Source organism: Streptomyces sp. NPDC017940, assembly GCF_044328435.1.
Lineage (GTDB): Bacteria > Actinomycetota > Actinomycetes > Streptomycetales > Streptomycetaceae > Streptomyces.
The window spans coordinates 622,739-647,124 of record NZ_JBIRHJ010000002.1 but is presented as its reverse complement, the minus strand read 5'-3'; the positions used below and the strand labels follow the sequence as shown (position 1 = coordinate 647,124).

At 73.1% G+C, this 24,386-nt stretch carries 21 protein-coding genes and 1 pseudogene; 9 read left to right on the top strand and 13 right to left on the bottom strand.

Going from position 1 to position 24,386, the window contains the following annotated elements:
• Positions 1-4 precede the first annotated feature (4 nt).
• The 4 genes from ACH4DX_RS08390 to ACH4DX_RS08375 form a co-directional block, all read right to left on the bottom strand.
• A complete protein-coding gene (locus tag ACH4DX_RS08390) occupies positions 5-1,879 on the bottom strand; it encodes an aminotransferase class I/II-fold pyridoxal phosphate-dependent enzyme (RefSeq protein WP_398154501.1) in 1,875 nt (624 codons plus the stop codon).
• Positions 1,876-2,136: an acyl carrier protein gene (locus ACH4DX_RS08385; protein WP_398114575.1), complete on the bottom strand. Its 261-nt coding sequence runs from the start codon at positions 2,134-2,136 to the stop codon at positions 1,876-1,878. Before ACH4DX_RS08385 ends, ACH4DX_RS08390 begins: the two co-directional genes overlap by 4 nt.
• A 7-nt stretch (positions 2,137-2,143) precedes the next feature.
• The gene (locus ACH4DX_RS08380; protein ID WP_398154500.1) at positions 2,144-2,506 is read right to left on the bottom strand and encodes an acyl carrier protein; all 363 of its coding nucleotides are present in this window, start codon (positions 2,504-2,506) and stop codon (positions 2,144-2,146) included.
• A gap of 83 nt (positions 2,507-2,589) precedes the next feature.
• The gene (locus tag ACH4DX_RS08375) at positions 2,590-3,621 is read right to left on the bottom strand and encodes a beta-ketoacyl-ACP synthase III (RefSeq protein WP_398114572.1); all 1,032 of its coding nucleotides are present in this window, start codon (positions 3,619-3,621) and stop codon (positions 2,590-2,592) included.
• A 506-nt stretch (positions 3,622-4,127) separates the two neighbouring features.
• Here ACH4DX_RS08375 and ACH4DX_RS08370 point away from each other — a divergent pair.
• The 5 genes from ACH4DX_RS08370 to ACH4DX_RS08350 all read left to right on the top strand — a co-directional run bounded on the left by ACH4DX_RS08370 (position 4,128) and on the right by ACH4DX_RS08350 (position 9,667).
• Positions 4,128-5,522, top strand: coding sequence for a beta-ketoacyl-[acyl-carrier-protein] synthase family protein (locus ACH4DX_RS08370; RefSeq protein WP_398154499.1), 1,395 nt, complete (start codon positions 4,128-4,130; stop codon positions 5,520-5,522).
• Positions 5,523-5,577: 55 nt separating this feature from the next.
• Positions 5,578-6,522, top strand: coding sequence for a DUF6206 family protein (locus ACH4DX_RS08365; RefSeq protein ID WP_398154498.1), 945 nt, complete (start codon positions 5,578-5,580; stop codon positions 6,520-6,522).
• Between the two features lie 4 nt (positions 6,523-6,526).
• On the top strand, positions 6,527-7,288 hold the full coding sequence (locus ACH4DX_RS08360) for a hypothetical protein (protein ID WP_398154497.1): 762 nt from the start codon (positions 6,527-6,529) through the stop codon (positions 7,286-7,288).
• 13 nt (positions 7,289-7,301) lie between these two features.
• Positions 7,302-8,576: a RedV protein gene (locus tag ACH4DX_RS08355; protein ID WP_398154496.1), complete on the top strand. Its 1,275-nt coding sequence runs from the start codon at positions 7,302-7,304 to the stop codon at positions 8,574-8,576.
• A 413-nt stretch (positions 8,577-8,989) separates the two neighbouring features.
• A complete protein-coding gene (locus ACH4DX_RS08350) occupies positions 8,990-9,667 on the top strand; it encodes a response regulator transcription factor (protein WP_398154495.1) in 678 nt (225 codons plus the stop codon).
• An 89-nt stretch (positions 9,668-9,756) separates the two neighbouring features.
• On the opposite strand, the gene ACH4DX_RS08345 is transcribed toward ACH4DX_RS08350, so the two are convergent.
• The 4 genes from ACH4DX_RS08345 to ACH4DX_RS08330 all read right to left on the bottom strand — a co-directional run bounded on the left by ACH4DX_RS08345 (position 9,757) and on the right by ACH4DX_RS08330 (position 15,528).
• Positions 9,757-10,113 carry a RedY protein gene (locus ACH4DX_RS08345; RefSeq protein WP_398154494.1) on the bottom strand — a complete coding sequence of 119 codons (357 nt, stop codon included), beginning with the start codon at positions 10,111-10,113 and terminating at the stop codon, positions 9,757-9,759.
• A gap of 16 nt (positions 10,114-10,129) precedes the next feature.
• Positions 10,130-11,434, bottom strand: coding sequence for an L-prolyl-[peptidyl-carrier protein] dehydrogenase (gene redW, locus ACH4DX_RS08340; protein ID WP_398154493.1), 1,305 nt, complete (start codon positions 11,432-11,434; stop codon positions 10,130-10,132).
• Positions 11,431-14,724 (bottom strand): beta-ketoacyl synthase N-terminal-like domain-containing protein, encoded by a 3,294-nt coding sequence (locus ACH4DX_RS08335; protein ID WP_398154492.1) that lies wholly within the window; start codon positions 14,722-14,724, stop codon positions 11,431-11,433. The genes redW and ACH4DX_RS08335 overlap by 4 nt, the downstream gene beginning before the upstream one ends.
• A 99-nt stretch (positions 14,725-14,823) precedes the next feature.
• Entirely contained in the window at positions 14,824-15,528 is a 705-nt protein-coding gene (locus ACH4DX_RS08330) for a BTAD domain-containing putative transcriptional regulator (protein WP_398154491.1), read from the bottom strand.
• On the opposite strand from ACH4DX_RS08330, the gene ACH4DX_RS08325 reads away from it, so the two are divergent.
• The 4 genes from ACH4DX_RS08325 (at position 15,527) to ACH4DX_RS08310 (ending at position 18,357) form a co-directional block, all read left to right on the top strand.
• The gene (locus tag ACH4DX_RS08325; protein ID WP_398154490.1) at positions 15,527-16,036 is read left to right on the top strand and encodes a hypothetical protein; all 510 of its coding nucleotides are present in this window, start codon (positions 15,527-15,529) and stop codon (positions 16,034-16,036) included. The two genes, ACH4DX_RS08330 and ACH4DX_RS08325, sit on opposite strands and share 2 nt — an antisense overlap.
• Positions 16,037-16,110: 74 nt before the next feature.
• The gene (locus ACH4DX_RS08320; protein WP_398154489.1) at positions 16,111-16,884 is read left to right on the top strand and encodes a TetR/AcrR family transcriptional regulator; all 774 of its coding nucleotides are present in this window, start codon (positions 16,111-16,113) and stop codon (positions 16,882-16,884) included.
• A complete protein-coding gene (locus ACH4DX_RS08315; protein ID WP_398154488.1) occupies positions 16,881-17,546 on the top strand; it encodes an ABC transporter ATP-binding protein in 666 nt (221 codons plus the stop codon). Before ACH4DX_RS08320 ends, ACH4DX_RS08315 begins: the two co-directional genes overlap by 4 nt.
• A complete protein-coding gene (locus tag ACH4DX_RS08310; RefSeq protein ID WP_398114550.1) occupies positions 17,533-18,357 on the top strand; it encodes a hypothetical protein in 825 nt (274 codons plus the stop codon). Before ACH4DX_RS08315 ends, ACH4DX_RS08310 begins: the two co-directional genes overlap by 14 nt.
• Before the next feature lie 37 nt (positions 18,358-18,394).
• Here the strand turns inward: ACH4DX_RS08310 and ACH4DX_RS08305 are convergent, their stop codons facing one another.
• The 5 genes and pseudogenes from ACH4DX_RS08305 to ACH4DX_RS08285 all read right to left on the bottom strand — a co-directional run.
• Complete coding sequence (locus ACH4DX_RS08305) at positions 18,395-19,741, bottom strand: SufS family cysteine desulfurase (protein WP_398154487.1); 1,347 nt, start codon at positions 19,739-19,741, stop codon at positions 18,395-18,397.
• The gene (locus ACH4DX_RS08300; RefSeq protein ID WP_398154486.1) at positions 19,728-21,131 is read right to left on the bottom strand and encodes a family 2B encapsulin nanocompartment shell protein; all 1,404 of its coding nucleotides are present in this window, start codon (positions 21,129-21,131) and stop codon (positions 19,728-19,730) included. Before ACH4DX_RS08300 ends, ACH4DX_RS08305 begins: the two co-directional genes overlap by 14 nt.
• Before the next feature lie 258 nt (positions 21,132-21,389).
• Entirely contained in the window at positions 21,390-22,490 is a 1,101-nt protein-coding gene (locus tag ACH4DX_RS08295; protein ID WP_398154485.1) for a mechanosensitive ion channel family protein, read from the bottom strand.
• A gap of 584 nt (positions 22,491-23,074) precedes the next feature.
• On the bottom strand, positions 23,075-23,983 hold the full coding sequence (locus ACH4DX_RS08290; protein ID WP_398154484.1) for a hypothetical protein: 909 nt from the start codon (positions 23,981-23,983) through the stop codon (positions 23,075-23,077).
• Positions 23,980-24,288 (bottom strand): annotated as a pseudogene (locus ACH4DX_RS08285) (hypothetical protein); the annotation flags it as partial. The gene ACH4DX_RS08290 and the pseudogene ACH4DX_RS08285, both read right to left, overlap by 4 nt.
• Positions 24,289-24,386 lie beyond the last annotated feature (98 nt).

Sequence of the window (24,386 nt, the reverse complement as noted above, 5' to 3'; positions counted from 1 at the left end):
GGGCTCACCCGGCCGACGGCAGGACGCCGGTCTCGCGGGCGGCCTCGACGAAGACGCCCGCGGCCGTCTCCAGGTCCTCCCTGGTGTGTTCGCAGGTCACACTGACCCGCAGCCGTGCGTCACCGAGCGGCACCCCGGGGAACACCACCGTCTGGCAGAACAGGCCGCGGGCCCGCACGGCCCTGCCCATCTCCAGGGCCCTGCGCTCGTCGCCGATGACGAGCGGCAGGATGGCGCTCTCGGTGTTCTCCAGGTCGAAGCCCGCGTCGGCCAGCTGCCGGTGCAGGAAGCGGATGTTGGACCAGAGCTTGACGAGCCGCTCCGGCTCCGCCTCGATGACGTCGAGGGAGGCGATGAGCCCGGCGGCGACCCCGGCGGGGATGTTGGCGGCGAACACGTACGAACTGGCGTAGTACCGCAGGTACTCGACGACGTCCTCGTCGCCGACGACGAAGCCGCCCATGCCCGCGAGTGACTTGCTCATGGTGCCTAGCTCCAGGTCGACCTCGCCCTTGAGGCCGAAGTGCTCGGCGGTGCCGGAGCCGCGCTCGCCGAGCACCCCCGTGGCGTGCGCGTCGTCGATCATGACGCGGGCGCCGTACTCGCGGCCGAGCCTGACGATCTCGGGCAGGTCGCAGATGTCGCCGTGCATGCTGAACACGCCGTCGGCGACGATGAGCCTGCCGGTGCCGCGGTCGTCGCAGCGCTTGAGGATGCGCTCCAGGTCCGCCATGTCGTTGTGCTGGTAGATCTTGCGGACGGCGCCCGAGAGGCGGGCGCCGTCGACGATGCTCATGTGGTTGAGCTTGTCGACGACCAGCGTGTCGTAGCTCTTGACGAGCGCGGAGATGGTGCCGAGGTTGGCCGCGTACCCGCCGGGAAAGACGATGCAGGACGGCCGGCCCTTGAACGCGGCGAGGCGCCGTTCCAGCTCCTTGTGCAGCATGTTGGTGCCGCCGATGAAGCGCGATCCCGTGTGGGTCGCGCCGAAGGTGCGGGTGGCGTCGCAGACCGCCTCGACCACCTTCGGGTGGTTGGCGACCCCGAGGTAGTTGTTGGAGGCGAACATCAGGAACTCGCGCTTGCGGCCGGTGTGTTCGTCGAGGATGACCGCGCGGTTGCCGCAGCGGGAGTGCAGCGGCATGCCGTACCAGTAGAGGCGCTCGGCCTCGCGGCCGCGCAGATGGGAACGGAAGCTGCGGGCCTTGGCGAACAGGTCGCCGTCGCGCTCCTCCACGAAGTCCTTCATGGACCGGCTGTCCCAGGCGGCCCCCTCGTCCGCGGGGCGCTGCTCGTCGGCGGCGCTCGCGTCGACGTGCTCGCGCAGCGCGGTGATCAGACCGCGCAGTGTCGGCGCGGTGAGCGTGCCCGCGAGGTTGTCGGGCAGGCCGAGTTCGCGGGCGCAGTCGGCCACGATCGACACGAGGACCACCGAGTCGACGCCGAGTTCGCCCTCGAGGTCGGCGTCGAGGGGCAGTTGGGCGCGCCGGTACTGGGTGTGGTGCACGGCGGCGCCGATGACGGCTTCGGCGAAGGGGTCGTCGGCGTGCGCGACCGGTGCCTGCGGGCCGTTCGGCTCGGGGCGGGGGCCGCGGAGCGCGGCCCGCACGGCGGCGGTCAGCTCGCCGATCGTCGCCAGTCCCGCGGGCAGCGGTGCGGTGAGCGCGAAGCGTTCCCGCACCAGGGCGAGGATCGACTCGTGGATCACGGAGTCGATGCCGAGCTCCGCCTCGAAGTGGCTGTCGGGCAGCAGGTACGCCTCGTCGTACAGGGTCCGCGACGCCACGATGTCCACGATCTGCCGCCGCACGTCGTCGTGGCCGTGGGAGACATCGGGTCCGGGTACGCGCGGGGTCGTGGTGTCCGTGACGTCGGTCATCGCACGCTCTCTCCTTCGGCCCGCAGCCGTTCGACGAGCGCGGCGATCGAGTCGACGGTCCTGAAGTTCGCCGGGGAGATCTCCTGCAACGGAACGGTGACGCGGAAGTCGCTCTGCAAGTAGTGCACCAGGTCGAAGATCCCGGCCGAGTCGATGATGTTCAGCTCGGTGATGGGCAGGTGGGCGTCGAGGCCTTCGGTGTCGCCGTCGAGCCAGACGTCGGCGATGTAGTTGATGATCGACTCTTCGGTGGTCATGGCAGCCCTACGCCCGGTCTCCGGAGACCGACGCCGCGCCGGCGCCCGGGCTCGCGAGGGGCCGCCTGCCCGCGATGAGCGCGGCGACCGCCGCGACCGTGTCGCCCGGGGTCGCCGCGTCCTCACCGGTGTCGACCTTGAACTCGGACTGGATGACGAGGAGCAGCTCGACCAGGAACAGCGAGTCCATGTCGAGGTCCTCGAACCTGGTGTCCGGGGCGACCTCCGCGCGGTCCACCTCGAACCGTTCGACCAGCAGATCGACCAGCCTGCCGTACGTCTCGCCCATCTCGCCCATCTCATCCGGCTCGTCCGTCTTGCCCGTTCGGGTCGCCTCGCCCGTCCCGTTCGTCTGACGTGTCTGGCTCATGCGGTTCTCCTTCTGCTCTGTCGCGCGACCGGCCCCGGCTGCGGTCCGCAGCCGCGGTCGCGTCCTCGGATGGCGGCGAGTCCTCAGCCGCGGTCGAGCCGCGGCCAGGTCAGCACCGTCGACCCCCAGGTGAGCCCGCCGCCGAACGCGGTGAGCAGTACCCGTCCGCCCGCCCGCAGGACGCCGTCGTTGTGGGCCTGGTCCAGGGCGAGGGGGATGGACGCGGCCGCGGTGTTGCCGACGTCGGCGATGTTGCTGAAGCAGCGCGGCCGCGGAATGCCGACCTCGTCGGCCACATGGTTGGTGATGCGCAGATTGGCCTGGTGCCCGACCAGGTGGTCGACGTCCCGCGGCGCCCATCCGGCGCGGTCGAGGACCGCCCGCGCCGACGCCGACATGCGCTGCACCGCGTGCCGGAACACCTCCTTGCCGTCCATGGCGAAGTAGCGGTCCGCCGGCTGCGGCGGCACGCCCGAGAGACGCTGCCGCGACCCGCCCGCGGGCACCGTGATCAGGTCCTCCCTGCCGCCGTCGCTGCCCAGGTCGAACGGCCCGAGCGCGCCCGGCTCCGCGGGGTCGCCCGCCCGCAGGACCACGGCGCCCGCACCGTCACCGAAGATCACGGCGGTGGACCGGTCCCCGGGGTCGAGCAGGGTGGAGAACGTCTCCGCGCCGATCACCAGGACACGCTCGGCGGCACCGGTGGCGATCAGACCGGCCGCGGTGGCGAGGGCGTACACGAAGCCCGTACAGACCGCGGACACGTCGAAGGCGGCGGTACCGGTCAGGCCGAGGCGCGCCGCGACGGCGGGCGCGGTCGCCGGGCACGGCCGGTCCGGCGTGGTGGTGGCGAGCAGCACGGCGTCCACGACGGGCGTGCCGGACGACTTGAGGGCCTTGGCGCCGGCGCCGACGGCCAGGTCGGAGGTGGCGGTGCCGGGCGCGGCGAAGTACCGCTGCCTGATGCCGGTGCGGGACCTGATCCACGCGTCGGAGCTGTCGAGGCGCGCGGCGAGTTCGTCGTTGCCGACGACGGTCGGCGGCAGACAGCCGCCGATCCCGGTGAGGACCGCGGCCCGCTGCGGTGGCGGCTGACTCGGTGGGGGTGCGGTCACGCGTGCTCCTCGGTCTCCCGGACGGCAGGACGCTGGGTGCTGGTGCTGGTGCTGGTGCTGGTGCTGGTGCTGGGTGCTGGGTGCTGGGTGCGCTCGTGTGGCGGTGCGCGGGTGTGCCATGTGCAGGTGTGCAGGTGTGCAGGTGTGCAGGTGTGCAGGTGTGCAGGTGTGCCGGTGCGGCGGTGCCCAGCTGTTGCCGGTCGTCGGCTCTCGGTGGTGGCGAACCGGGCGCGGCCCGGGTGCGTACCGCGGGCTTCGGAGGCGTCGCCTGTCGGAGGCGTCGCCGTGCGACCGTGCGGTACACATCGAGTGTCCCGGGGCGGGCTGACAGGACACGGTCATGCAAGCTGACGGCTCGCTGACGGCACGCTGATCGGGCCGGGAGCGGCGGCGCGGCCCCGTCGAGAGCCCGCGTGGTCAGCCATCGGTCAGCGTCCGGCGGCGTGACCGGTCAGGCACGGCGCGCAGACTCGACCTCAAGCGACCGGAGAGGTGGGGCGCATCCGATGAGCACGAGGTACGGCAGGGCCATCCGGCAGGAACCGGGCGCGGCCGTCGACGCCGACGCGGCACCACCCGGCGCCCACGCGGCCGCCCACAGCATCGCCGCCGACAACACAACCGTCGCCCACAGCCCCGCCGCCCACACCACCCCCACCCACACCCACACCACGGACGCCCACACCACCGCCATCGCCGTCACCGGTCTCGGCCTCGTCACGGCCGCCGGCATCGGTGTGGACGCCACCTGGGCCGGGGTGTGCGCGGGCCGTTCCGTCGCCGCGAGGGACCCGGACCTCGCGGGGCTCCCCGTCGACATCTCCTGCACCGTGCCCGGCTTCTCCGCCCGCGAGCACGTCGGTCGGCGCAGCGCCTTGACGCACGACCGGTTCATCCAGCTGTCGTTGGCCGCCGCGCGCGAGGCCGTCGCGGACAGCGGGCTCGATCCGCGTACGTGGGACGGGGCCCGGGTGGGTGTCGTGGTGGGCTGCGGTCTCGGCGGCGTCGCGACCTGGGAGACCCAGCACCGCCGCATGCTGGACGAGGGACCGCAGGCGGTATCGGCCCTCCTGGTCCCCATGCTGGTGCCGAACATGGTCGCGGGACACCTCGCCATGGACCTGAGCGCGACAGGGCCGAACCTGGTGACCGCCACGGCCTGCGCCTCCGGCGCCACCGCCGTCGGCACCGCGCTCGCCCTGCTCCGCGACGGCAGTTGCGACGTGGTGGTCGCGGGCGGCGGCGAGGCCGGGGTGACCCCGCTGATGGTGACCGGCTTCGCGCAGATGGGCGCCCTCTCACGGCGGACCGGGGAACCCGCCGCCGCCTCCCGCCCCTTCGACAGGGACCGGGACGGATTCGTCATCGGCGAGGGCAGCGGCATGCTCGTCCTCGAACGGGCCGCCGACGCCCGCGCGCGGGGCGCCACCGTGCGGGCCCGCATCGCCGGGTACGGCGCGTCGGCCGACGCCCACCACATGACGGCACCCGACCCGCAGGGCACCGGAGTGCTCCTGGCGCTGCGTACGGCGCTCGCACGCGCGGGCGTCATGCCGGACGAGGTCGACCATGTGAACGCGCACGGCACGTCCACACCGCTCAACGACGCGGCGGAGGCCGCGGCCGTGCGCAAGTTCCTCGGCACGGGCCCCGCGGTCACCTCCACCAAGGGCGTGCTCGGCCACACCCTGGGCGCCGCGGGCGCCATCGAGGCGGCGCTCACCGTGCTCGCCGTACAGCACGGCAGGGTGCCGCCCACCGCCAACCTGTGCCACCAGGACCCCGACGTCGAACTGGACATCGTCGCGGGCGCCCCGCGCGAGCGGCGGCTCGAGGCCGCCGTCAGCAACTCCTTCGGCTTCGGGGGCCAGAACGCCGTGCTCGTGGTGACCGCGGCGTGAGGCGGCCCCGGGCCGCCGACCACAGGAACGACCCGCGCCGAGAGGCAGGCACCCCATGTCCTTCAAGGTCCCGCACACCGCGCTGGCGCGCCTGGAAACACAGGTCCAGGACGCCCTGCGCACCCCCGACGACACCCCCCGCACGGGCGCCCGCAGCACCCGCGGCACCCACGGCGCCCGCGAAGGCAGCACCCTCGACGTGCTGGGCTACGGCGAGATCACCCTCGTCCTGCGGCTCCGTACCCCCGAGGGGTCCTTCGCCTGCAAACGGCTGCCCGCCTTCCCGGACCGGGACCGCTTCGACCGCTACCGCCGTTCCCTGGACGAGTACCTGCGCCTCCTGACGGAGCGCGGCCTCACCGTGGCCCCCACCGAGGTGTGGCACACCCCCGGGCCCGGCGGGCGCGTCGTCGCCTACTGCGTGCAGCGCGAGCTCCCGGGGGAGCGGCTGTGTTCGCGGCTGCTCCACACCCGGGACGAGACCTGGGCGAAGAACTTCTTCGCCCGCTTCCTCGACGCCGTCGACACCGCCGTGCACCCCGGCCTCGGCCTCGACGCGCAGGCCTCCAACTGGATGGACGTGGACGGCGAACTGACCTACCTGGACGTCACCACGCCGCTGATGCGCGACGCCCGCGGCCGCGAACGCCTCGACGTGCGCCTCTTCTTCACCTCGCTGCCGTGGATCCTGCGTGACGTCGTACGCGTCTCCATGTCCAGGTCGATCTTCGACAAGTTCTACGAGACGCGCGGCGTGCTGCTCGACTTCCTCGGCAACCTCCACAAGGAGCGCCTGGACGCCCTGGTCCCCGCGTTCCTCGAACAGGCCAACGCCCGTCTGGAGAAGCCGCTCACCGTCGACGAGGTCACCGCGTACTACCGGGGCGACGCCCGGATGTGGGAGCTGATCCAGCGGCTGCGCGCCGCCGACCGCTTCTGGCACCGCACCGTGCGGCGCAAGCCCTACCCCTTCCTGCTGCCGCCCCCGGTGGACCGCTGACCCCATGGCACTCCTCGCGCGCACCCCGGCGCCCGGTCTCGACGACGGCGTGACCCTCGACCCCGCCCGCCCGCTGCGGATAGCCCATGTCCGCGGCCCCCTGACCCTGGCCGTGGTGTCCATCGCCTGGATGCGGGCCCGCGACGAGGCCGACCGCGCCGCGATCCAGGCCAGGCACCTGTCCGCGGACGAGGCGGCCCGGGCCGCCGAACTCCCCGTACCCAAGCGGCGCGTGGAGTGGACGGCCGGGCGTCTCGCGCTCAAGCACGGCGTCAGCGCGTATCTGCGCCGCCACGACGGCGGGCACGTCCACACCCGGGACGTGCGCGTGGACACGGTGCCCCGGGGCATCAGGGCGGGCAAGCCCACGGTGAACGCGCCGGTGGAGGTCGGTCTCACCCACTCCGGCGACCTGGCCGTGGCCGCCTGCGGCCCCCGTACGCTCGGCATCGACCTGGAACGCACCCGCCAGGTGCCCCGGGCGCTCGCCGAGCTCCTGACCCCGGCCGCGCCCGGCTGCCCCCTGCTCGCCACCATGCCGCTCTCACTGCGCTGGGCCTGCAAGGAGGCCGTGCTCAAGCACTTCGGCTTCGGCCTGCGCGTCGACACCCGGGAGGTCGAACTCACCGCCTGGCGCGCCGACGGCCGCTTCTCCTGGCGCCCGGGCCCCGGGCTGCGCCGCTACGCCCCCACCGCGAACGCCGCCCGCCTGGACAGTTGGGCGGGAGAGGTCGACGGCTACTCCCTCGCCCTCGTGTGGAGTTGAGGAGAACATCACGATGACCACCCACCGGGCCCCCCGCCCCGCCACTGCCCCCGCCGAAACCGTCCGGTTCACCGACGCCGTGGACACGGCGGCCCGGATCGCCGTGCTCAGCCCCTCGTCGCACAACTGCCAGCCCTGGGCGCTCGCGTGGGCGCGCGGCGCCGAGTCGCGGGCGGCGGCCGCGCGGCTGCTGGAGGAGGCAGGCGGCACACCGCCGGCCGGAGGAGAGGGCGCCGACGGAACGTGCCAGTACCTCGTCCTCGGGCTCGACCGTGACAGGGCTCTGCGCGCGCTGCCCGCCCACGCCGTCGAGATGCTGCTGAGCTGTGGCCTGTACGGGCAGTTCCTGCTGCGGGCCCTGGACGCGCAGGGCTGGACCGCGGACGCCCTGCGCTTCGCGGCGGGCCCCGCCGAGGGCGAGCCGGCGCCCGGCCTACCGCTGCCCGGCACCGACTGGCCCCGTACCTGGGCTGCCCTGTGCGTCGTGCGGCTGCGGCCCGCGACGGGCACGGCGGAGCGAGCCGGGGAGCTGGCGGCCCTGCGCACCGCCGCCGGGGCACGCCGCACCAACCGTGCCCCCTACCGCACCCACCCGGTCGGCCCCGCACTCCTGGACGGCTTGGCGACCCCGTCGGGCCTCGGTGCGGCCCGCGGTGCCGATGTCGCCGTACGGCACCTGACGTCCGACGCCGACCGCGCGGCGTTCGCGGACCTCGTGGCCCGGTACGGGGGCCGCGACTTCAGCCACCGCGCGGCCTGGCGCGAGACCCACGCCTATCTGCGGCCCACCCGGGCGGCGGCCACCGCGCGCGGTGACGGGTTCGCCCTCGACCAGCTCTTCGGCCCCCTGCCGTGGCCGCGCCGCCAGGCCCTGCGCGTGGCCCTCGCCCCGGCGACGATGCGGCTGCTCAGCCACGCGCGCTACGACCGCCTGCTCGCCCGGGGGCTCGCGCAGGTCGTACGCCCCACCCCGGCCCTGGTCGTGATGAGCTTCACCGGGAGCGAGCCGAACGCCGAGGGCGCTCCGGCGCCGGAGCGCGCGCCGACGGCCGAGGACGCCGTGCGGGGCGGAATGCGACTGGCCGATTACTGGCTGTGTGCGACCCGGGCGGGGCTCGCCCTGCACCCCGTGAGTGTCGTACTCCAGCACGAAGACGTGCGGGCCGCCTTCCAGTCGCGCCTCGATATTCCCGGGCGCGCCTTCTTCGTGAGCCGTCTGGGGTGGCCCACGACCGAGTTCCCGCGCTCCCCGAGGCGCTCGGCGGGCGCGCCCATACGCGCGATCTGACTTTCGCTCCGCGTCGTTTCGAGCCATTCTCATGCTTCTTTCATTAACCCTCGCCCAGGGGCCAGTTGTGGCCACATACTGGTGCAGTGCGGACAGGATATTCGGCACCCGCGTGTCTGCCCCGATAGTCGGCGGCCCGATAGGTCGGCAGAGCGAAGGAGGGGCGGGGTAGAGCGCAAATCGAACACGCGGCGGACTCGTTTACGGGCAGCAGCGACGAGGGGTACCCGAGGGCGCATGGTCGTGTCATTCAACAGGGGGCGGCGAGATGGGGAACTGCTGCAAGGGGCACCTTCCGGAAGGCACCACCGGCGCGGTGCGGCCGGCCTGCCCCGGCGTGCTGGTGTGACGGGAGACGCGGTCCGGCGCGGCGGCGGGACGCCGCCGAACGGGATGCGGTGAGGCGGCGACCCATGAAGATCCGAGTCCTGGTCTGCTGCGATGAGTCGATCATGTCCGCGGCGATGCGCGCGCTGCTCGATCAGCAGCCGGACATCGAGGTCACGGGCTATGCCACCGGCCGTGAATCCGCCGCGGCCGTCGCCGAGATGGCACCCCACGTCATGATCGTGGTCGCCCCGGCGCTCGGCCTGGAGGACAAACGCGAGCTGGCCGAGCTGGCCGCCCTCACGAAGATCATCCTCATCGCCAAGGCCGAGTCCGCGCACCGCTCCGTCGAGGCCCTGTGCATCGGCGTCAGGGCGGTCCTCGCCCCCGACTCCTCGGCCGACGACCTGATTCACGTGCTCCGCACGGTGAGCGCGGGCGCCACCATGGTGATGCCGACCGCCGCCCGGCGCAGCCTGCAACGGCTGCCCGAGCGGCAGGGGTGGACGAGCCGTTCCGCGGAGATGGCGGCGGAGCTCACCCCGCGCGAGTCCGAGGTGATCGTGCTGCTCGCGCAGGGCAAGTCGAACGCGGAGGTCGCCGAGGAACTCTCGGTGTCCCTGGCGACCGTCAGGTCCCATGTTCACCATGTGCTCCGCAAGATGGGTGTGAGCACACGCGCCCAGGCAGTCGCCATTGCCTATGAAACGGGTTTAATGGCGGCCATTGGGCGGACCGCTGAATTCCGCGGCCGGGAATGGTGACCGGGGCCGCTCCCCGTCGGCATGTTTGAACTTTATTCGACGCGGTTTACGCCGCCTGTTCCGACCGTCCGGTTTTTCGGTTCGCAACATCAGCGGGAACGGTATCCGGAACCCACTCGCTCGCCGGTCGACTCGGCCACCACCACGGCCATCTTCTCGAAATCGGCAACCAGCCGACGGAATGGCTCGCTTTGCATATCGCGTTCGAAGGCCTCCCGGCCGGTCACCTCGATGATCTCGAAGTACTCGCCGGGCGAGGCGGCTTCGGCTTCGGGTACACGCAGCACCGTGAACGCCACGACACCCGGCAGGTGCGGGCAGGTCGCGTAGTCGACGTCACGGACCCAGGACTCGAAGCGCTCGGGTTCCACGCCCTCATGCAGGCGGATGCGGTGCACGATGACGGTCGGGGCGGCGGGGCCGGGTGCAGGAGCGGCGGAGGACATGGTGAGTGACTTCCCGTCAGCTGGTGGCCGTGGAGGCACGGTCGGTCGGCGTGGAGGCACGGTCGGTAGGACCGGAGGCGCGGCTGGTCGGAGTGGCGGCACGGTCGGTCGGGGTGGTGGCGTGCCCTGTCGGGGGCGAGGTGCGGCGGCGCTTCGGGTGGCGGCTGCCGCCGAGGCCGAGCGCGCGGGCGATGTTGTTCTTCTGGATCTCGTTGGTCCCGGAGAAGATCCGTGCGGGCAGCGCGTCCCGCAGCAGGGTCTCGGCGTCACCACCCGTCAGGACGCCGAGCGCGCCCCGCAGTTGGACGCCGTCGAGCCCGATCCGTACGGCGGCCTCGCTCACCGCGAGCTTCGCGAGTGCGGGCGCGACCTCGTCCTCGCTGCCCCGCGCGAGCCCCCGCGCCGCCTTGTGCAGGAGCAGCCGCGCCGACTCCAGGGCGAGGACCATGTCGACCACGCGATGGCTCACCGCCTGGAAGCCGCCGATGGGCACGCCGAACTGCTCGCGCTCGCGCACATGGTCGACGGTGGACTCCACCACCCGCCGCATCGCACCCAGGTACGCCGCGAACAGACAGGTGCGCTCCCACTTCATCGACCCGGCGAAGACGCCGGCCCCCGCCCCCTCGGCGCCGAGGACACGGTCCGCGGGCACCACGCACCCGTCGAGCCGCACGTCCGCCGTGGGTGAGCCGCGAAGACCCACCTTGTCGTACGCGGGCCCGACCGTGAGCCCCGGTGTGTCCGCGTCGACGACGAACGCCGTGAGCCCGAAGAAGCCCCCGCCGGGCGCCGTCGCCGCCTGCACCACCAGGACGTCCGCCACGGGCGCGTTCGTCGTGAACGCCTTGGCACCGTCCAGGACGTAGTGGTCGCCCTCGCGCACCGCCCGCGTCCGCAGGGCCAGGGTGTCCGAACCGGCCTCCGGCTCCGTGATGCCGTGCGCGGCGATCCGTTCGCCCGAACAGAGCGCGGGCAGCCAGCGCCGCTTCTGCTCCTCGGTGCCGAACTCCACGATGGGCATCACGGCCGCGAACAGGTGCGCGGCGACGGAGAACGCGAACCCGGTGTCGGGCGTGCCGTGGCCCAGGGCCTCCAGGACGGCGGTCACCGCCACGGCGTCGAGGCCGCTGCCGCCGTAGCGCTCCGGTACGACACTGCCGACGAGGCCCTGCCTGCCCGCGAGCAGCCAGCGCCGCCGGAACTCCGCGTGATCCAGGGGGTGCGGGGGTTCGCCCAGCTCACGCCGGGCGAACTGCTCCACCGCGCGGCACATCTCCTGCGTCTCCGCCTCGGTGGTGGTGCTGTGGGTGCGGCTCATCGAGGCCGGACCTCCTCTTCCTGGACTTCGTCGGGGGCGTCGCGGCCGTCGGGGTGTTCCTCGACGAGTACGTGGTAGTTGATGCCGCCGGTGCCGAAGGAGCTGACGGCCGCGCGCCGCGGCCTGCCGGGTGGCCGGGTCCACGGTGCGGGCCCGGTGCGGATCTCCGCCGGGATGGCGGCGAGACCAAGGGCCGGGTTGAGCGTGCGCAGCGACGTGTTGGGCGGCAGCGTCGCCGCCCGCAGGGCGAGCAGGGTGCGCAGCAGCCCGGCACTGCCGGCCGCCGCGAAAGTGTGTCCGAAAAACGACTTCGCAGAGCCGATCCGCAGGGGTTCGGCCCGTGGCCCGCCCGCGTAGAGCCGGGCCGCCGCAGCGATCTCGACGCGGTCGCCGACCTTGGTGCCGGTGCCGTGGGCTTCCAGGTAGTCGACGGTGCAGGGCTCGAAGTCGACCTGTGCGAAGGCGCGTTGCATGGCGCGCACCTGGCCGTCGACATCGGGCGCGATGAGTGACTTGGCGTCGTTGGACGCGCCGACGGCCCGGATCAGACCGTGGATCGGGTCGCCGTCGCGGAGTGCGTCGTCGTACCGCTTGAGCAGGAACAGTCCGCAGCCGTCACCGGGGGTGAACCCGTCCGCCGCGGCGTCGAACGGTGCGTTCGTGCCGTGCGAGAGGAGGCCGAGCGCCGAGCACAGCACCATGTCCCGCTCGGTGCAGGCGAGTTCGACGCCGCCCGCGACGGCGTAGTCGGCGGTGCCCGCGCGCAGCTCGCCGACGGCGATGTCGAGCGCGGCGAGGGAGGACGCGCAGGCGGCCTCCACGGCGAGCGGCACCGCTGCGAGCCCGTACTCGTTCGCGAGCAGCGCGGCGACGCCGCTGGCCAGACAGCCGTCCAGGAGCGCGGGGGCGAGGCCGCCGCCGTGCTCGTCCTGGCCGGTACGTTCCCGCAGCCGCTCGAGGAGCTTCTTGCGTTGCAGGGCGGTCAAGCCACCGAGCGCCGCGAGGCCCGTGACGGTGTCGTCGAGGCCGCCGAGGGCGAGGGCGGTGTGGGCGCGCCGTTCCCGGGTCGGCCCGAGTGTGCCGCCGACGGCCACGATGCCGCGCCCGGTGGGCCGCCCCCGGGCGCGGCGCGGCGCGAACAGCTCCGCGGCGACGGTCAGCGCGAGCCGCTGCGCGCCGTCGAGCACCGCGTACCGCGGCGGCAGCACCACCGGGTCCTCCGGCGGCTCGGCGGGCACCGGCACGTGGCCGCCCCGGTCGGTGTAGGTGTGGGTGAGGCTGAGGGCGCCGGGGGAGTGGTACAGCTCCCGGTCGAGGACGCTGTCCGGCACGGGCGCGATGCGGGTGCGGCCCGACCGTACGACCCGCCAGAACCCGGCCGCGTCGTCGGCCCCGGCGAACCGCCCACCGAGCCCGACCACCGCGATCGGCACGGCCCGCGCGACGGCGCCCCGGACCCGCCGCGCCCGGGACCGCCCCGGCGCGAACCACCCACCGCTCCCGGGCCCCGGGTGGCCGCCAGCACCTCCGGGTCCCGCGCGCCCTTGGCCTGCACTGCCCGGTGCGGTGCTCGCGGGGCCGGTGCCGGTGGGTGCGGTGCCGGTGGGTGCGGTGCCCCCGGGGCCCGTGCCGGTGGGTGCCGTGTTCGCGGGTCCCGTGCCGACGGGCGCGGGGCTCCATGGGTCCGCACCGTCGGGCGCGGGCGCGGCGCCCCCGGTTCCCGTACCGATGGGTGTAGTGCTCGCGGGCCCCGTGCCTCCGGACCCCGCACCCAAGGCCCCCGCGCCACCGAGCCCCTTGGCCGCAGGCACCGCGCCCGCAGGCACCGCGCCCGCGCCCGGGCGTTCCTCCAGCACGAGATGGCAGAACGTCCCGGTGAGCGACGCCCCGTGGACCACCGCCCGTCGCGGCACCCCGGACCGCACGCCCGTCGTCCAGGGCGCGCCCGTACGCGTACCGGTGGACGACACGGCGGCAGCCCCGCCCGGTGCCGGATACCTCCGGGCATGCAGCGCGGACGCGACCTTGGCGAGGGCGGCCAGCCCCGCGTGGGCGAACGCGCGACCGTCACCGGTGCCGAGGGCCGCGCCTGCGAAGACGCGGCCGATGCCCCCGGAGGGGTGCCTAATGCCCCCGGAAGGGTGGCCGGCGTCCGTGGAGGGGTGTCCGGCGTCCCCGGAAGGGTGCCCGGCGTCCCCGGAAGGGTGCCCGGCGTCCGCAGACGGGTGACCGGTGTCCCCGGATGGGTGTGCAACGCCCCCGGAGGGGAGTCCAACACCCCCGGAAGGGCCACCGGCCCCCGCGGAAGCGTGCCCGGTGTCCACGCCCGACCCCAGCGCGGACTCCACCGCCTCCACATACTGCACGGTCTCCGCGCCGACGCCCGCCGCCCGCAGCGATTCCTCCGCCGCGAGCCGCCGCAGCGCGGTGGAACGTGACGGGCGGAAGCAGCCGGGCGACGGGTCGTGGCGGAGGGTGCAGTCGAGGATCGTGGCGTAGACGCGGTCCCCGTCACGGACGGCGTCCGGGAGCCGCTTGAGGAGGACGGCGCCGACGCCTTCGGTGAGCGGCAGCGCGCGCGGCCCTCCGTCGCCGGGCCGCTCCGGACCGCCCATGCCCGGGCCCGCCCGGAACTTCGCGGCCAGCGCCGCCGCCACGTACGGGCTCTCGCGGCGCTGCCCCGCGAGCACGAGAGCCGCGTCCGACACCTCCGCGCGCAGCTGCCGCACCGCCTGCGCGACGGCCACGAACGACGTGGCCTCCGCCGATTCGACGGCGAGGGTACGGCCGCGCAGCTTGAAGGCCGCCGCGATCCGCGCGGGGATGGTGCTCGCCATCTCGCCGACCCGGTCGTGCGGCGAACCGCCGAGCCGTCGCGTGAGGATCCCGCGCAGTTCCTCGGCGGCGCGCGCCGCACGGTCGGGCTCCGCGCCCGCAGCGATCGCGGCGCGCTCCACCTCGCGTGCGTACCGGGGCAGTTCGACGCGCAGGGCGTTGGCGTGCTGCCGGTCGAGGGCGAAGCACAGGCCGGTGATGACATCGGTGCGCTCGGCGGGCAGCGGCCGGTCCGGGTGGCCCGCGTCGGCGAGGCACCGCCGTGCCGCCTCCAGCATGAGGAGCTGCATCCGGTTCATGGACTTGGCCTGCATCGGCGGGATGCCGAACCGGGCCACGTCGACGACGACGTCGTCGAGCGTGCCCGGATCGAGCTCGGCGATCCCGACGATCGCGACGGGCTCTCCTGGCCGCACGGGCCAGGACCGGTGCGCTTGCGGATCAAACGTCGTCACGCGGCTGCTCCTGCGGTCGTGGAAGGGGCGCGGAGAAAGGAAAAGCGGGGCGGGTGCTGCCGGACGGTTTGGGTGGCGGTGGGTGGAGAGGGAAATGACTCACGGGGCGGCTGTGGCGCTGGAGAGGGAGAGCGCCGGATCCTGCGAAAGGATTTCCGTGTGCCGCCGTTGCAGTACGATTCCCGGCTGCACCCCCAGCTCCTCGTCGAGTCGCCTGCGCGTCGCGTGGAACAGTTCCAGGGCGTCCGCCTGCCGCCCCGTCCGGTACAGGGCGAGCATCAGCAATTCGCAGAAGCGTTCGCGCAGGGGGTGCTGGGCCACGAGACGGCGCAGTTCGGCGACCGCCCGCGAGGTGTCCTCGACCGCGATCCGGGCGCGGACCAGGTCCTCCCAGACGGTGAGGCGCCGCTCGTCGAAGAGCGCGGCCGCGCCCCGGCACCGCAGCCCGTCCCCCGCGTCGAGGAGCGCGGGCCCCTGCCAGAGCTCCAGGCCCGCCTGCAACAGCTCGATGGCGCGCTCGGGCCGCACGGACAGCGCGGCCGCACCACGGGTGGCCAGGTCGAGGAAGCGATTGCCGTCGACGCAGGCGGGCGGCACGTCGAGCAGGTAGCCGCCGCGCACCGCGCGGAGCACGGTCCTCCCGCACCGCTTCGGATGGTGGCCGTCGAGGGCCTTGCGCAGCCGGGTGGCGTGCGCCTGGAGCGCGTTGCGGGCGTTGCCGAGGGGCTGGCCCGCCCACAGCTCGTCGGCGAGGTCCGCGTGCGAGACCGCCCGGCCCGCGTCGAGCGCGAGCGTGGCCAGCATGGCCCGCACCTTGTTGGACTGGATTCCGTGGCGCATTCCGTCCGCGGCCACGGAAACGGGTCCCAGGACATTGATGTGCATGATGTTCCCCCGGTGCGGCAATCGACATCGCTGGGCAGCAAAGGGCAGCTCGCGTCGCTCGGATGAGGAGAGGCAGAAGAAGCAGAAGCAGCGGAAGCAACAGAAGATGCAGCAGAAGCAGAAGCAGAAGCAGAAGCAGAAGCAGAAGCAGAAGAAACAGAGGACGGGAGAGCTGCGCAGAGGGAAAAGCGGGCGCCGAATCCCCCTGGTCTCCGCGACCCCTCCCGAGGCCTCTCGTTCAGCTGTGCACGATTTTCCCAGGAACCGCCGCCCCGCGGCCATCGATCACCTGGCGGGTTTACGTGATATGCGTCCTGATCGATTTCCGGATGACCGCCTCCATCATTCGTGGAGAAATACCGGAGCGCGCCTCAACGGACGGCTGAGAGGGGCGCGCGCCGTGTGCGTCGGTGCGCCGGAGCGGTGAGCGTGTGATCCGCGCGGAGCCCGGCGTTCCGCCCTGCTGGACAGCGGGCTAAACAGTTGTTTAGTCTGCTGTACATGCGTTCAATGCCCGATGACCGCACCACCCGGGCGGTCATCCGAGACGAGGCCCTGCGACTGTTCGCCGCGCAGGGCCCCGAAGCCGTCACCATCCGGCAGATCGCGACCGCGGCGGGGGTCTCGCCGGCCCTGGTCGTGCACCACTTCCGCTCCAAGGACAATCTGCGCCGGGAGGTCGACCAGTACGTCCTCACCGTCTTCGAGGGCCTGCTGGGCGAGCTGACCGGCGACGGCACGGTCTCGTTCGAGGACGCGGGCGCCGCGACCGGCTCCCTGGGCGAGATCTTCCTCCAGCACCTGCCCGTCGGCTCACCGCTGCCCGGCTATCTGCGCATGCTCCTGCTCTCCGACACGGAGGCGGGCCGCGGCCTGTTCCGCCGTCTGTACGCCGTGAGCCGCCAGACCCTGGACGCCCTCGCCGACGCGGGCGCCGCGTCCCGCGGCAAGGACCCACGCGTGCGCGCCGCGTTGCTGCTGGTCAACGACCTCTCGGTGTTCCTGCTCCGCGATCAGCTGACCGCGGTCCTCGGCGTCGACCCGCTGTCCGCGGCCGGTCTCGCCCGCCTCGGCCCCGAACTCCTGAGCATCTACGCGGGCGGCCTGAACGCGGACGCCCCGGCGCCGGAGATATCACCGGCGGCCCCGGAGGCACAGGAAGCACCGGCACAAGCACCGGCACAAGCACCGGAACAGGCATCGCACCCAGCACCGCAAGCACCACAGGCCGCACAGGCCCCACAGGCACCCGAAGCAGTAGGAGGTCAGGCATGACCCCAAGGCCACAGCCCGCACTCGCCGCCAGGGACATCCACAAGGCGTTCGGCAAACGCCAGGTCCTGCGAGGCGCGGACCTCATCGTCGAGCCGGGCCAACTGGTCGCCGTGGTCGGCGAGAACGGCTCGGGCAAGTCCACTCTTCTGAAGGCGATCGCGGGCACCCTGGCCGTCGACAGCGGCGAGGTCCGCATCGGCGGCGAGCTCGGCTACTGCCCGCAGGACCCGGTCCTCAACCTCAACCTCACCGTGGACCAGCACCTGCGGTACTTCGCCGCCGCCCACAAGCTCCGCAGCCTGGACCGGGGCAACGAACTGGTGGACCTGCTCGGCTACGAGAAGTACCGCGACACCGCGGCGGGCGACCTCTCCGGCGGCACCCGGCAGAAGCTCAACCTCACCCTCGCGCTGCTGCACGACCCGGACGTCCTGCTGCTCGACGAGCCGTACCAGGGCTTCGACTGGGAGACGTACCTGCGCTTCTGGGACCTGGTCGACCAACTGCACGAGCGGGACAAGGCAGTCGTCGTCATCACCCACCTCGTCTTCGAGCAGGAGCGGTTCGACGTGCTCGCCGACCTCGTCGAGGGCCGTCTCACGCCGCGCAAGGCAGCGGCAGCGGCAGCGGCAGCGAAGGAGCACAGCAATGTCGGCGCCTGAGACCCTCACGGGCACCCCCGGCGGCCCGGGTGCCCCGAGCACCCCGCTGTACCGCCAGTTCCCGACCGCGCTCGGGTTCTCCGTGCGCGAGCAGAGCCGCAACCGCCTCGCCGCCCTGCTCCTGGTCCTGTTCGTACCGATCTGGTATCTCATGATGACCTCGATCGCGGGCGACAAGGACCTGGAGTTCAAGCTCTACGCGACCGGTGAGCTCCTGAGCGTCGACGGCACGCACGTCACGCTGATCACCGCGGGGATGAACTCGCTGACGATGATCTCCGGCTTCGTCGTCTTCGACGCGGTCCGCAAGGCCCTGAACTTCGACAAGCGCCTCGCCTTCGCCGGGTTCCGCCAGTCCACCCTCATCGGCGCCAAGATGCTCGCCATCGCCATCGTCGCGGGCACGATCGCGCTCTACACCGCCCTCGCCCTGCTGATCTACTGGCGCCCCGGGCTCACCGGCTGGGCGACCGTCCTGGCCGGGTTCGTCACCATGACGCTCACCTACGGCTCGCTCGGGCTGCTGCTCGGCGTCCTGGTCAAGAACGACCTGGAGGGCTTCTTCCTGATCATCATGGGCGGCCTCACGGACACGTTCCTCCAGAACCCGCTCGGCAACCCGGCCGCCAACAAGCCCGCCCTCCAGTACTTCCCGTCCTTCGGGCCGATGCAGTTCTCCGTCGGCGGCTCGCTCGGCGACACCGTCATGTGGCGCTATCTCGGCTTCGGTCTGCTCTGGGCCGCGTCCTTCGCCGTCATCGGTCTGATCGTCTTCCACCTCAGGACCCGGAGCCGCCGCCCGACGCGCTGACGGCCCCGGGCCCCGAACCGGAGCATCCGCCTCCCGGCTATCCCTCGCCGGCGCCTGGACCGGCCTCCTGGAGGCGCCGCAGGGACGCCTCCAACTGGTCCACCTCACCGGAGGTGTTGTACAGGGCGAGGGAGGCGCGGGCGGCGGACTCCAGGCCGTAGTGAGCGAGCGCGGGCTGCGCGCAGTGGTGGCCCGCGCGCACCGCGATCCCGTCCCGGTCGAGCCAGTCCGCGACCGCCGCCGGATCGTGGCCCGCGAGGGTGAACGTCAGGACCGCGATCCGCTCGGCGGCCGTGCCGATGACCTCGACCCCCGGCACGGTCGCGAGGGCCGCCCGCGCGTACGACATCAGCGCCTGCTCGTACGCCGCCACGGCCCGCTGGTCGAAGCCGCGCAGCCAGTCGATGGCCGCCAGGAGCCCGACGACGCCGGAGATGTGCCCGGTGCCCGCCTCCATCATGTGCGGCATCGCCGCGAACGCCGTCCGCTCGAAGCTCACCGACTCGATCATGTTGCCGCCGCCCTGCCACGGCCGCATCGCCGCCATGGCCTCCGGGGTCGCGAACAGCGCCCCGATGCCGGTCGGCGCGAACAGCTTGTGCCCGGAGAAGGCGTAGAAGTCCGCACCCAACTCCTGCACGTCCACCGGCATGTGGGCCACCGCCTGCGCCCCGTCGACCAGGACCTTCGCGTCGTAGCGGTGGGCGAGCGCGGCCATCTCACGCACCGGCGGCACGGTGCCGAGCACGTTCGACGCCTGGCTGACCACGACCAGCTGGGTGCGGGCCGACAGCAGGTCGGCGTAGGCGTCCTGGTCGATCGCGCCGTCCGGGGTGAGCGGCACCGGGACCACCCGGGCGCGGGTCTCGTCCGCGAGCAACTGCCAGGGCACGATGTTCGAGTGGTGCTCCAGTACGGGTACGAGGATGTCGTCCCCGGGGCCCAGATGCGTGCGGCCCCAGCTCTGCGCCACGAGGTTGATGGCCTCCGTGGTGCCCCGTACGAACATGACGGTGTCCGGTGAGGGCGCTCCCAGGAGCTGCGCGACCGCGGCGCGCCCCGCCTCGTACAGCTCCGTCGCCTCCCGGGCCATGGTGTGCGCGCCGCGGTGGATGTTGGAGTTGGCCGCGCTGTAGTAGGCGCTGACGGCCTCGATGACCTGGCGCGGCTTCTGCGTGGTCGCGCCGTTGTCGAGCCAGATCAGCGGATGGTCGTTGACGGTGCGGTGCAGGATCGGCACGTCCTTGCGCGCGGCCTCGGGGGAGAAGCCGCCCGGCGGGGCCGCGGCGGGCAGCCCGGCGGCGTCGGGCACGGGCACGGGCGGCACCGGTGGAGGTGCCTGCTCCGGGGCCCGCAGCAGTGTCCTGAGATCAGGAGTAGTCATAATAGTTGTTCACCTCGACGTTCTGGAGCACCGCGAGGGCGTCGTCGACGAGCACCGCCGTGTTGAAGTACGCCGTCATCAGGTACGAGGTGATGCCCTTGCGGTCGGTCCCCATGTTCCGCATGGACAGACCGGGTTCCAGCTCGTCGGCGACCTCCGAGGGCCGCAGACCGACCACGCCCCGGTCCGCCTCGCCCGTCCGCATCAGGAGGATCTCGGTGGTGCCGAGTGCCGCGGCCGACCCGCCGGAGCCGACGCCGCAACTGAACGCCACCTTGTCGGACGGCAGGAGCGGTATCCCGCGCCAGGTCAGCAGCGGGCTGCCGAACCGGCTGTCGGTCACGGGAGGCACACCGCGGCGGGTGCACTCACGGCCGAACGCGGCGATGGCCTTGGGGTGCGCGAGGAAGTAGCAGGGCTGCTTCCACACCTTCGCCAGGAGTTCGTCGAGGTCGTCGGGGGTCGGTGAGCCGGTGCGCGACTGCACGCGCTGGCCGGGCGCGACACTGTGGAACAGGCCGAACTCGGGGTGGTTGAGGAGCGCCGACTCCTGCCGCTCGCGCAGCGCCTCGATCGTGAGCAGGGCCTGCTGGCGGGTCTGGTCGACGTCGCCGCTGTAGACGTCGTGGACGCGGGTGTGCACGCGCAGCACGGTCTGCGCGAGCGTCATGTGGTACTCGCGGGGCGCGTCCTCGTAGTCGACGTACGTGGCGGGCAGGTCGGGCTCGCCGATGTGACCGGCGGCGAGGTCCACGGGCACCTCGGCGCCGGGCCGGACGCCGTTGCTGGAGACGTACGCGGTCAAGGAGGACCGCACCCCCTCGTCGCGGTCGGCGAGGGACGCGAGGGCGCCGCGCTCGGCGCACAGGGCGGTACCGGGCGTCAGGGCCTGCACGCGGTACGGCGAGTTCTCCTCGCGGGTCCAGGCGCCGAGGTCGAAGAACTGGCCGTCTCCTATGACCTCGATGAGCTGTTCCTCGCCGTAGCGACCGGTCACGCGCTTCTCGGCGCGGCCCTGCACGATGATCCACAGCCGGTCCGCGGGGTCGCCCTCCTGCGCGAGTATCTGCCCCGCCTCGAAGGAGACCTCGGTGAAGGCGTCGGCGAGCTGGGTGAGACAGGACTCCTCGGCGTCCCGCAGATACGGCAGTTCGCGCAGGTCGCCCGGCACGACGCGGGGCGAGCCGCTGTCGGAGTGGGTGGCGATGCGGTCGTCGCCGAGCACGAACGTACGACGCCGGTTCACGCGGTACACCCCGGACTTGAGGTCCACCCAGGGCAGGGCGCGCATCAGATAGCGGGGCGTGGTGCCGCGCATCTGCGGCGCGGTCTTGGTGGCGGTCGCGAGTTGCCGTGCGGCGTCCGGAGAGAGCGAAAGGCGATCGGTCACGGGAACCTCCTCGAAGACGGGCAGAGGCCGATCGTCTTCATGGGGATCCGTGACCACAAGGTGGAACTTTTCGACTACTTTCGGTGCTGGGCCGGAAAAAACCGCACTCCTGGTCGGACGCGGCGGGGGCCGCCCCCCGAGCGGCGGATCCCTGGCCGCCCCGGGATGTTCCCCACATGCCCCCGCGGCATATGCGGCCGGATCTGCTCCCCCACGCGGTGTTCGCGCGCCCCCAAGGGCCCCTTATGGAAAGGGTTTTCAGATCGCTGTCTCGCCGTGCGCCACCGGCCGCGCGGACGCGTCCCGCTGGTGGGGGATCAGCACGGGCAGCTCCCCCTGCCGGACGGTCACCGTCCGCGTCGGCGCGGGGACCGGGATGCCCTCCGCCCGGTAGCGGCGGTGCAGCCGCTTGATGAACTCGTGCTTGATCCGGTACTGGTCGCTGAACTCGCCGACCCCCAGGATCACCGTGAAGCCGATCCGGGAGTCGCCGAACGTGTGGAAGCGGATCGCGGCCTCGTGGTCGGGGACGGCCCCGGTGATCTCCGTCATGACCTCGTCGACGACCTCGATGGTGACCTGTTCCACGCGGTCGAGGTCGGCGTCGTAGCCGACGCCCGCCTGCACCATGATCGACAGCTCCTGCTCGGGGCGGCTGTAGTTGGTCATGTTGGTGCCGGCGAGCTTGGCGTTCGGGATGATGACGAGGTTGTTGGAGAGGTTGCGCACCACGGTGTTGCGCCAGTTGATGTCGACGACATAGCCCTCCTCACCGCTGGTCAGCTCGATGTAGTCGCCCGGCTGCACGGTCTTGGCGGCGAGGATGTGCACGCCCGCGAAGAGGTTCGCGAGGGTGTCCTGGAGGGCGAGCGCGACGGCGAGCCCGCCCACGCCGAGCGCCGTGAGCAGCGGGGCGATGGAGACGCCGAGTGTTTGCAGCACGACGAGGAAGCCGATGGCGAGCACCACGACGCGGCTGATGTTCACGAATATCGTCGCCGAGCCGGCCACGCCGGAGCGCGACTGGGCCAGGGACTTCACGAGCCCCGCCACGATGCGGGCCGCGGTGACCGTGGCCGCGAGGATGAGGAGCGCGGACAGGACGAGGTTGACGGTGCGTCCGGTGTGCGGGGTCAGCGGCAGCGCGGCGGCCGCCGCTGCCAGGCCCGCCGCCACCGCCGCGCACGGCACGATGGCCCGGGCCGCGTCGACGATGACGTCGTCCCCGCCCCAGCGGGTACGGCTCGCGCGCTCGCCGAGCCAGCGCAGGGCCGTCCGCAGCAGCAGGGCCGCGGCGAGTCCGCAGAGCACCGCGACACCGGCGATCGTCCAGTCGTGCAGGGTGAGGGCTCGGTCCATCAATACGCTCCCGTGGTCGGCCGGTTCGCTCCGTGCCCACCGCCGCGCGCACTCCCGCGCCGGGCGACACGGCCGCCCATCCTGCCCTATCCGCACGATAGCCTCACACCGAGCCCCACCTGCGATCTTCACCCCCGGGACCGGCCTCGGGGGCGCACGCCCCGCCGGTGCTGTGGGGTTTGGGGTTCGTGTCCTGCCGCTGCTGTGGGGTCTGGGGCCGTGCCACCGCTGCTGTGGGGTCTGGGGTTCGTGCCCTGCCGCTGCCGTGGGGTCGGGGGTTCGTGCCTCGCCGCCGTAGAGTGCGGGGTCCGTGCCCCGCCGCTGCCGTGCGGTCTGGGGCCCGCGCCCAGCCGCTGCCGTGCGGTCCGGGGTTCGTGCCCCGCCGCTGCCGCGCGGGCCGAGGCTCGTGCCTCGCCGCCGTGGGGTCCGGGGTTCGTGCCCCATCGCCGACTCGCGGTCTGGGGCCCGCGCCCCGCCGCCGTGGGATCCGGAGGCCCGTGCCCCCCACCACCGGGGGTTCCGGCGCCGGCCCGCCGCCCCCCTCCGCGGTGAGCCGACCCCTGCCGGAACGACCCGCGGCGCGCTCAGCCGACCAGCCGCAGGGCGGTGTCCGCCACCCCCACCCGCACGCTCTGCCCCCAGCAAAGGCCCAGCGCGTCCGCCTCCATGCCGTCGCCGAAGGCCACGAGCCGGTCCGACTCCACGGTCAGCCACAGCCGCTGGTCCCGGGTCAGCTCCCCGTGCACGAGCGCGGTACCGGTCGTGGGGGACGCCCACGCCTCCCGTACGAACCACAGCAGCCGCCCCTCGTGCGGCTCCGGCGGACGCGGGCCGGCCCCGGACTGCCGCCGCAGCGACCCCAGCCAGCCGGTGGCCCCCGCCCCGGTGCCGACGATCACGCCGGATGACGCCTGGGCCTCCGAGGCGCCGGGTGCGCCCTGCCCGGCGCCGGAGCTGATGCGGTACCGGGCGGTCTGGTGGCCCGCGGCGCCGATGTAGATCTCGTTCAGGGCCCGCAGCCGCTGTCCGTCGTCCGTCACGGCCTCCACCATGGTGAGTTCCGACGCCCCGGCCGCACCCGCCGCCGCGTGCGGCAGCAGCTTCGCCGCGTCGGCGGCCCGGTGCCGCACGAGGACGCCGGGGTTGCGCCCGGGCTCGGCGTCGATGCCCACGACCGGCTGCCCGGACAGGTACTTCGCCGCGTTGGCCACGAGCCCGTCCTGCCCGACCACGACCACCACGTCTTCCGGTCCGAACAGGAAGCGGTCCAGGTCGGCGCGTTCCACCCGAGCGCTCCGCCAGCGCAGTGGTACGGCCGCCGCGACGTCGGTGAGCGCCTGCCGGGTGCGCCGGTGCCGCCCGGACACCTCGTCGATGTCCCGGCCGCGCGTGGTGAGGAAGAACGCGGCCTGCCCGTGCGTGCCGTGCCGGGTGACCAGTTCCTCGTACTCGGTGGTGCGGTGGACGACGACGGCACGCGGCGCGAGCGTCACACCCGCCCGCTTCCCGCGCCGCCCACGTCGGCCCCGCCCCCGGCCCCTGCCGGGCCACCGGCACCCGCCTCGCCCCCAGTCCCTGCCGAGCCACCGGCGCCCGCCCCGCCCCCCAGCCGGGCGAGCAGCCCCGTCAGCACGTCCGGGCTGAGCGTGAGGCTCTCGATGCGGGGGACGTTCTCGGCGAGCCGGGTGGCCGCGAGGGCGTGCAGCGTGGTGGGGTCGGCGCTCGCGTGGGCGTCGAGCCAGGAGCGCTGCGCGGCGGCGCGGGCCTCGCCGACCGTGCGCGCCGACTCCGCGTCGGCGGTGATGTCGGTCATGGTGGAACCCCTCCCGTTTTCGTCACTCAGACGATATGGGGATCGCTCCTTATCGTCAAGGAGACCCGAAGGGGCGGGTCGGA

Bases quoted from the DNA above. Each gene is read 5' to 3' on its own strand.
- ACH4DX_RS08295 (WP_398154485.1), bottom strand. From the start codon at position 22,490: ATGGACCGAGCCCTCACCCTGCACGACTGGACGATCGCCGGTGTCGCG.
- ACH4DX_RS08355 (WP_398154496.1), top strand. From the start codon at position 7,302: ATGACCACCCACCGGGCCCCCCGCCCCGCCACTGCCCCCGCCGAAACC.
- ACH4DX_RS08365 (WP_398154498.1), top strand. From the start codon at position 5,578: ATGTCCTTCAAGGTCCCGCACACCGCGCTGGCGCGCCTGGAAACACAG.
- ACH4DX_RS08310 (WP_398114550.1), top strand. From the start codon at position 17,533: ATGTCGGCGCCTGAGACCCTCACGGGCACCCCCGGCGGCCCGGGTGCC.
- ACH4DX_RS08385 (WP_398114575.1), bottom strand. From the start codon at position 2,136: ATGACCACCGAAGAGTCGATCATCAACTACATCGCCGACGTCTGGCTC.
- redW (WP_398154493.1), bottom strand. From the start codon at position 11,434: ATGAGCCGCACCCACAGCACCACCACCGAGGCGGAGACGCAGGAGATG.
- ACH4DX_RS08325 (WP_398154490.1), top strand. From the start codon at position 15,527: ATGGCCCGCACCTTGTTGGACTGGATTCCGTGGCGCATTCCGTCCGCG.
- ACH4DX_RS08345 (WP_398154494.1), bottom strand. From the start codon at position 10,113: ATGTCCTCCGCCGCTCCTGCACCCGGCCCCGCCGCCCCGACCGTCATC.
- ACH4DX_RS08330 (WP_398154491.1), bottom strand. From the start codon at position 15,528: ATGCTGGCCACGCTCGCGCTCGACGCGGGCCGGGCGGTCTCGCACGCG.
- ACH4DX_RS08315 (WP_398154488.1), top strand. From the start codon at position 16,881: ATGACCCCAAGGCCACAGCCCGCACTCGCCGCCAGGGACATCCACAAG.
- ACH4DX_RS08390 (WP_398154501.1), bottom strand. From the start codon at position 1,879: ATGACCGACGTCACGGACACCACGACCCCGCGCGTACCCGGACCCGAT.
- ACH4DX_RS08360 (WP_398154497.1), top strand. From the start codon at position 6,527: ATGGCACTCCTCGCGCGCACCCCGGCGCCCGGTCTCGACGACGGCGTG.
- ACH4DX_RS08380 (WP_398154500.1), bottom strand. From the start codon at position 2,506: ATGAGCCAGACACGTCAGACGAACGGGACGGGCGAGGCGACCCGAACG.
- ACH4DX_RS08305 (WP_398154487.1), bottom strand. From the start codon at position 19,741: ATGACTACTCCTGATCTCAGGACACTGCTGCGGGCCCCGGAGCAGGCA.
- ACH4DX_RS08320 (WP_398154489.1), top strand. From the start codon at position 16,111: ATGCGTTCAATGCCCGATGACCGCACCACCCGGGCGGTCATCCGAGAC.
- ACH4DX_RS08370 (WP_398154499.1), top strand. From the start codon at position 4,128: ATGAGCACGAGGTACGGCAGGGCCATCCGGCAGGAACCGGGCGCGGCC.
- ACH4DX_RS08350 (WP_398154495.1), top strand. From the start codon at position 8,990: ATGAAGATCCGAGTCCTGGTCTGCTGCGATGAGTCGATCATGTCCGCG.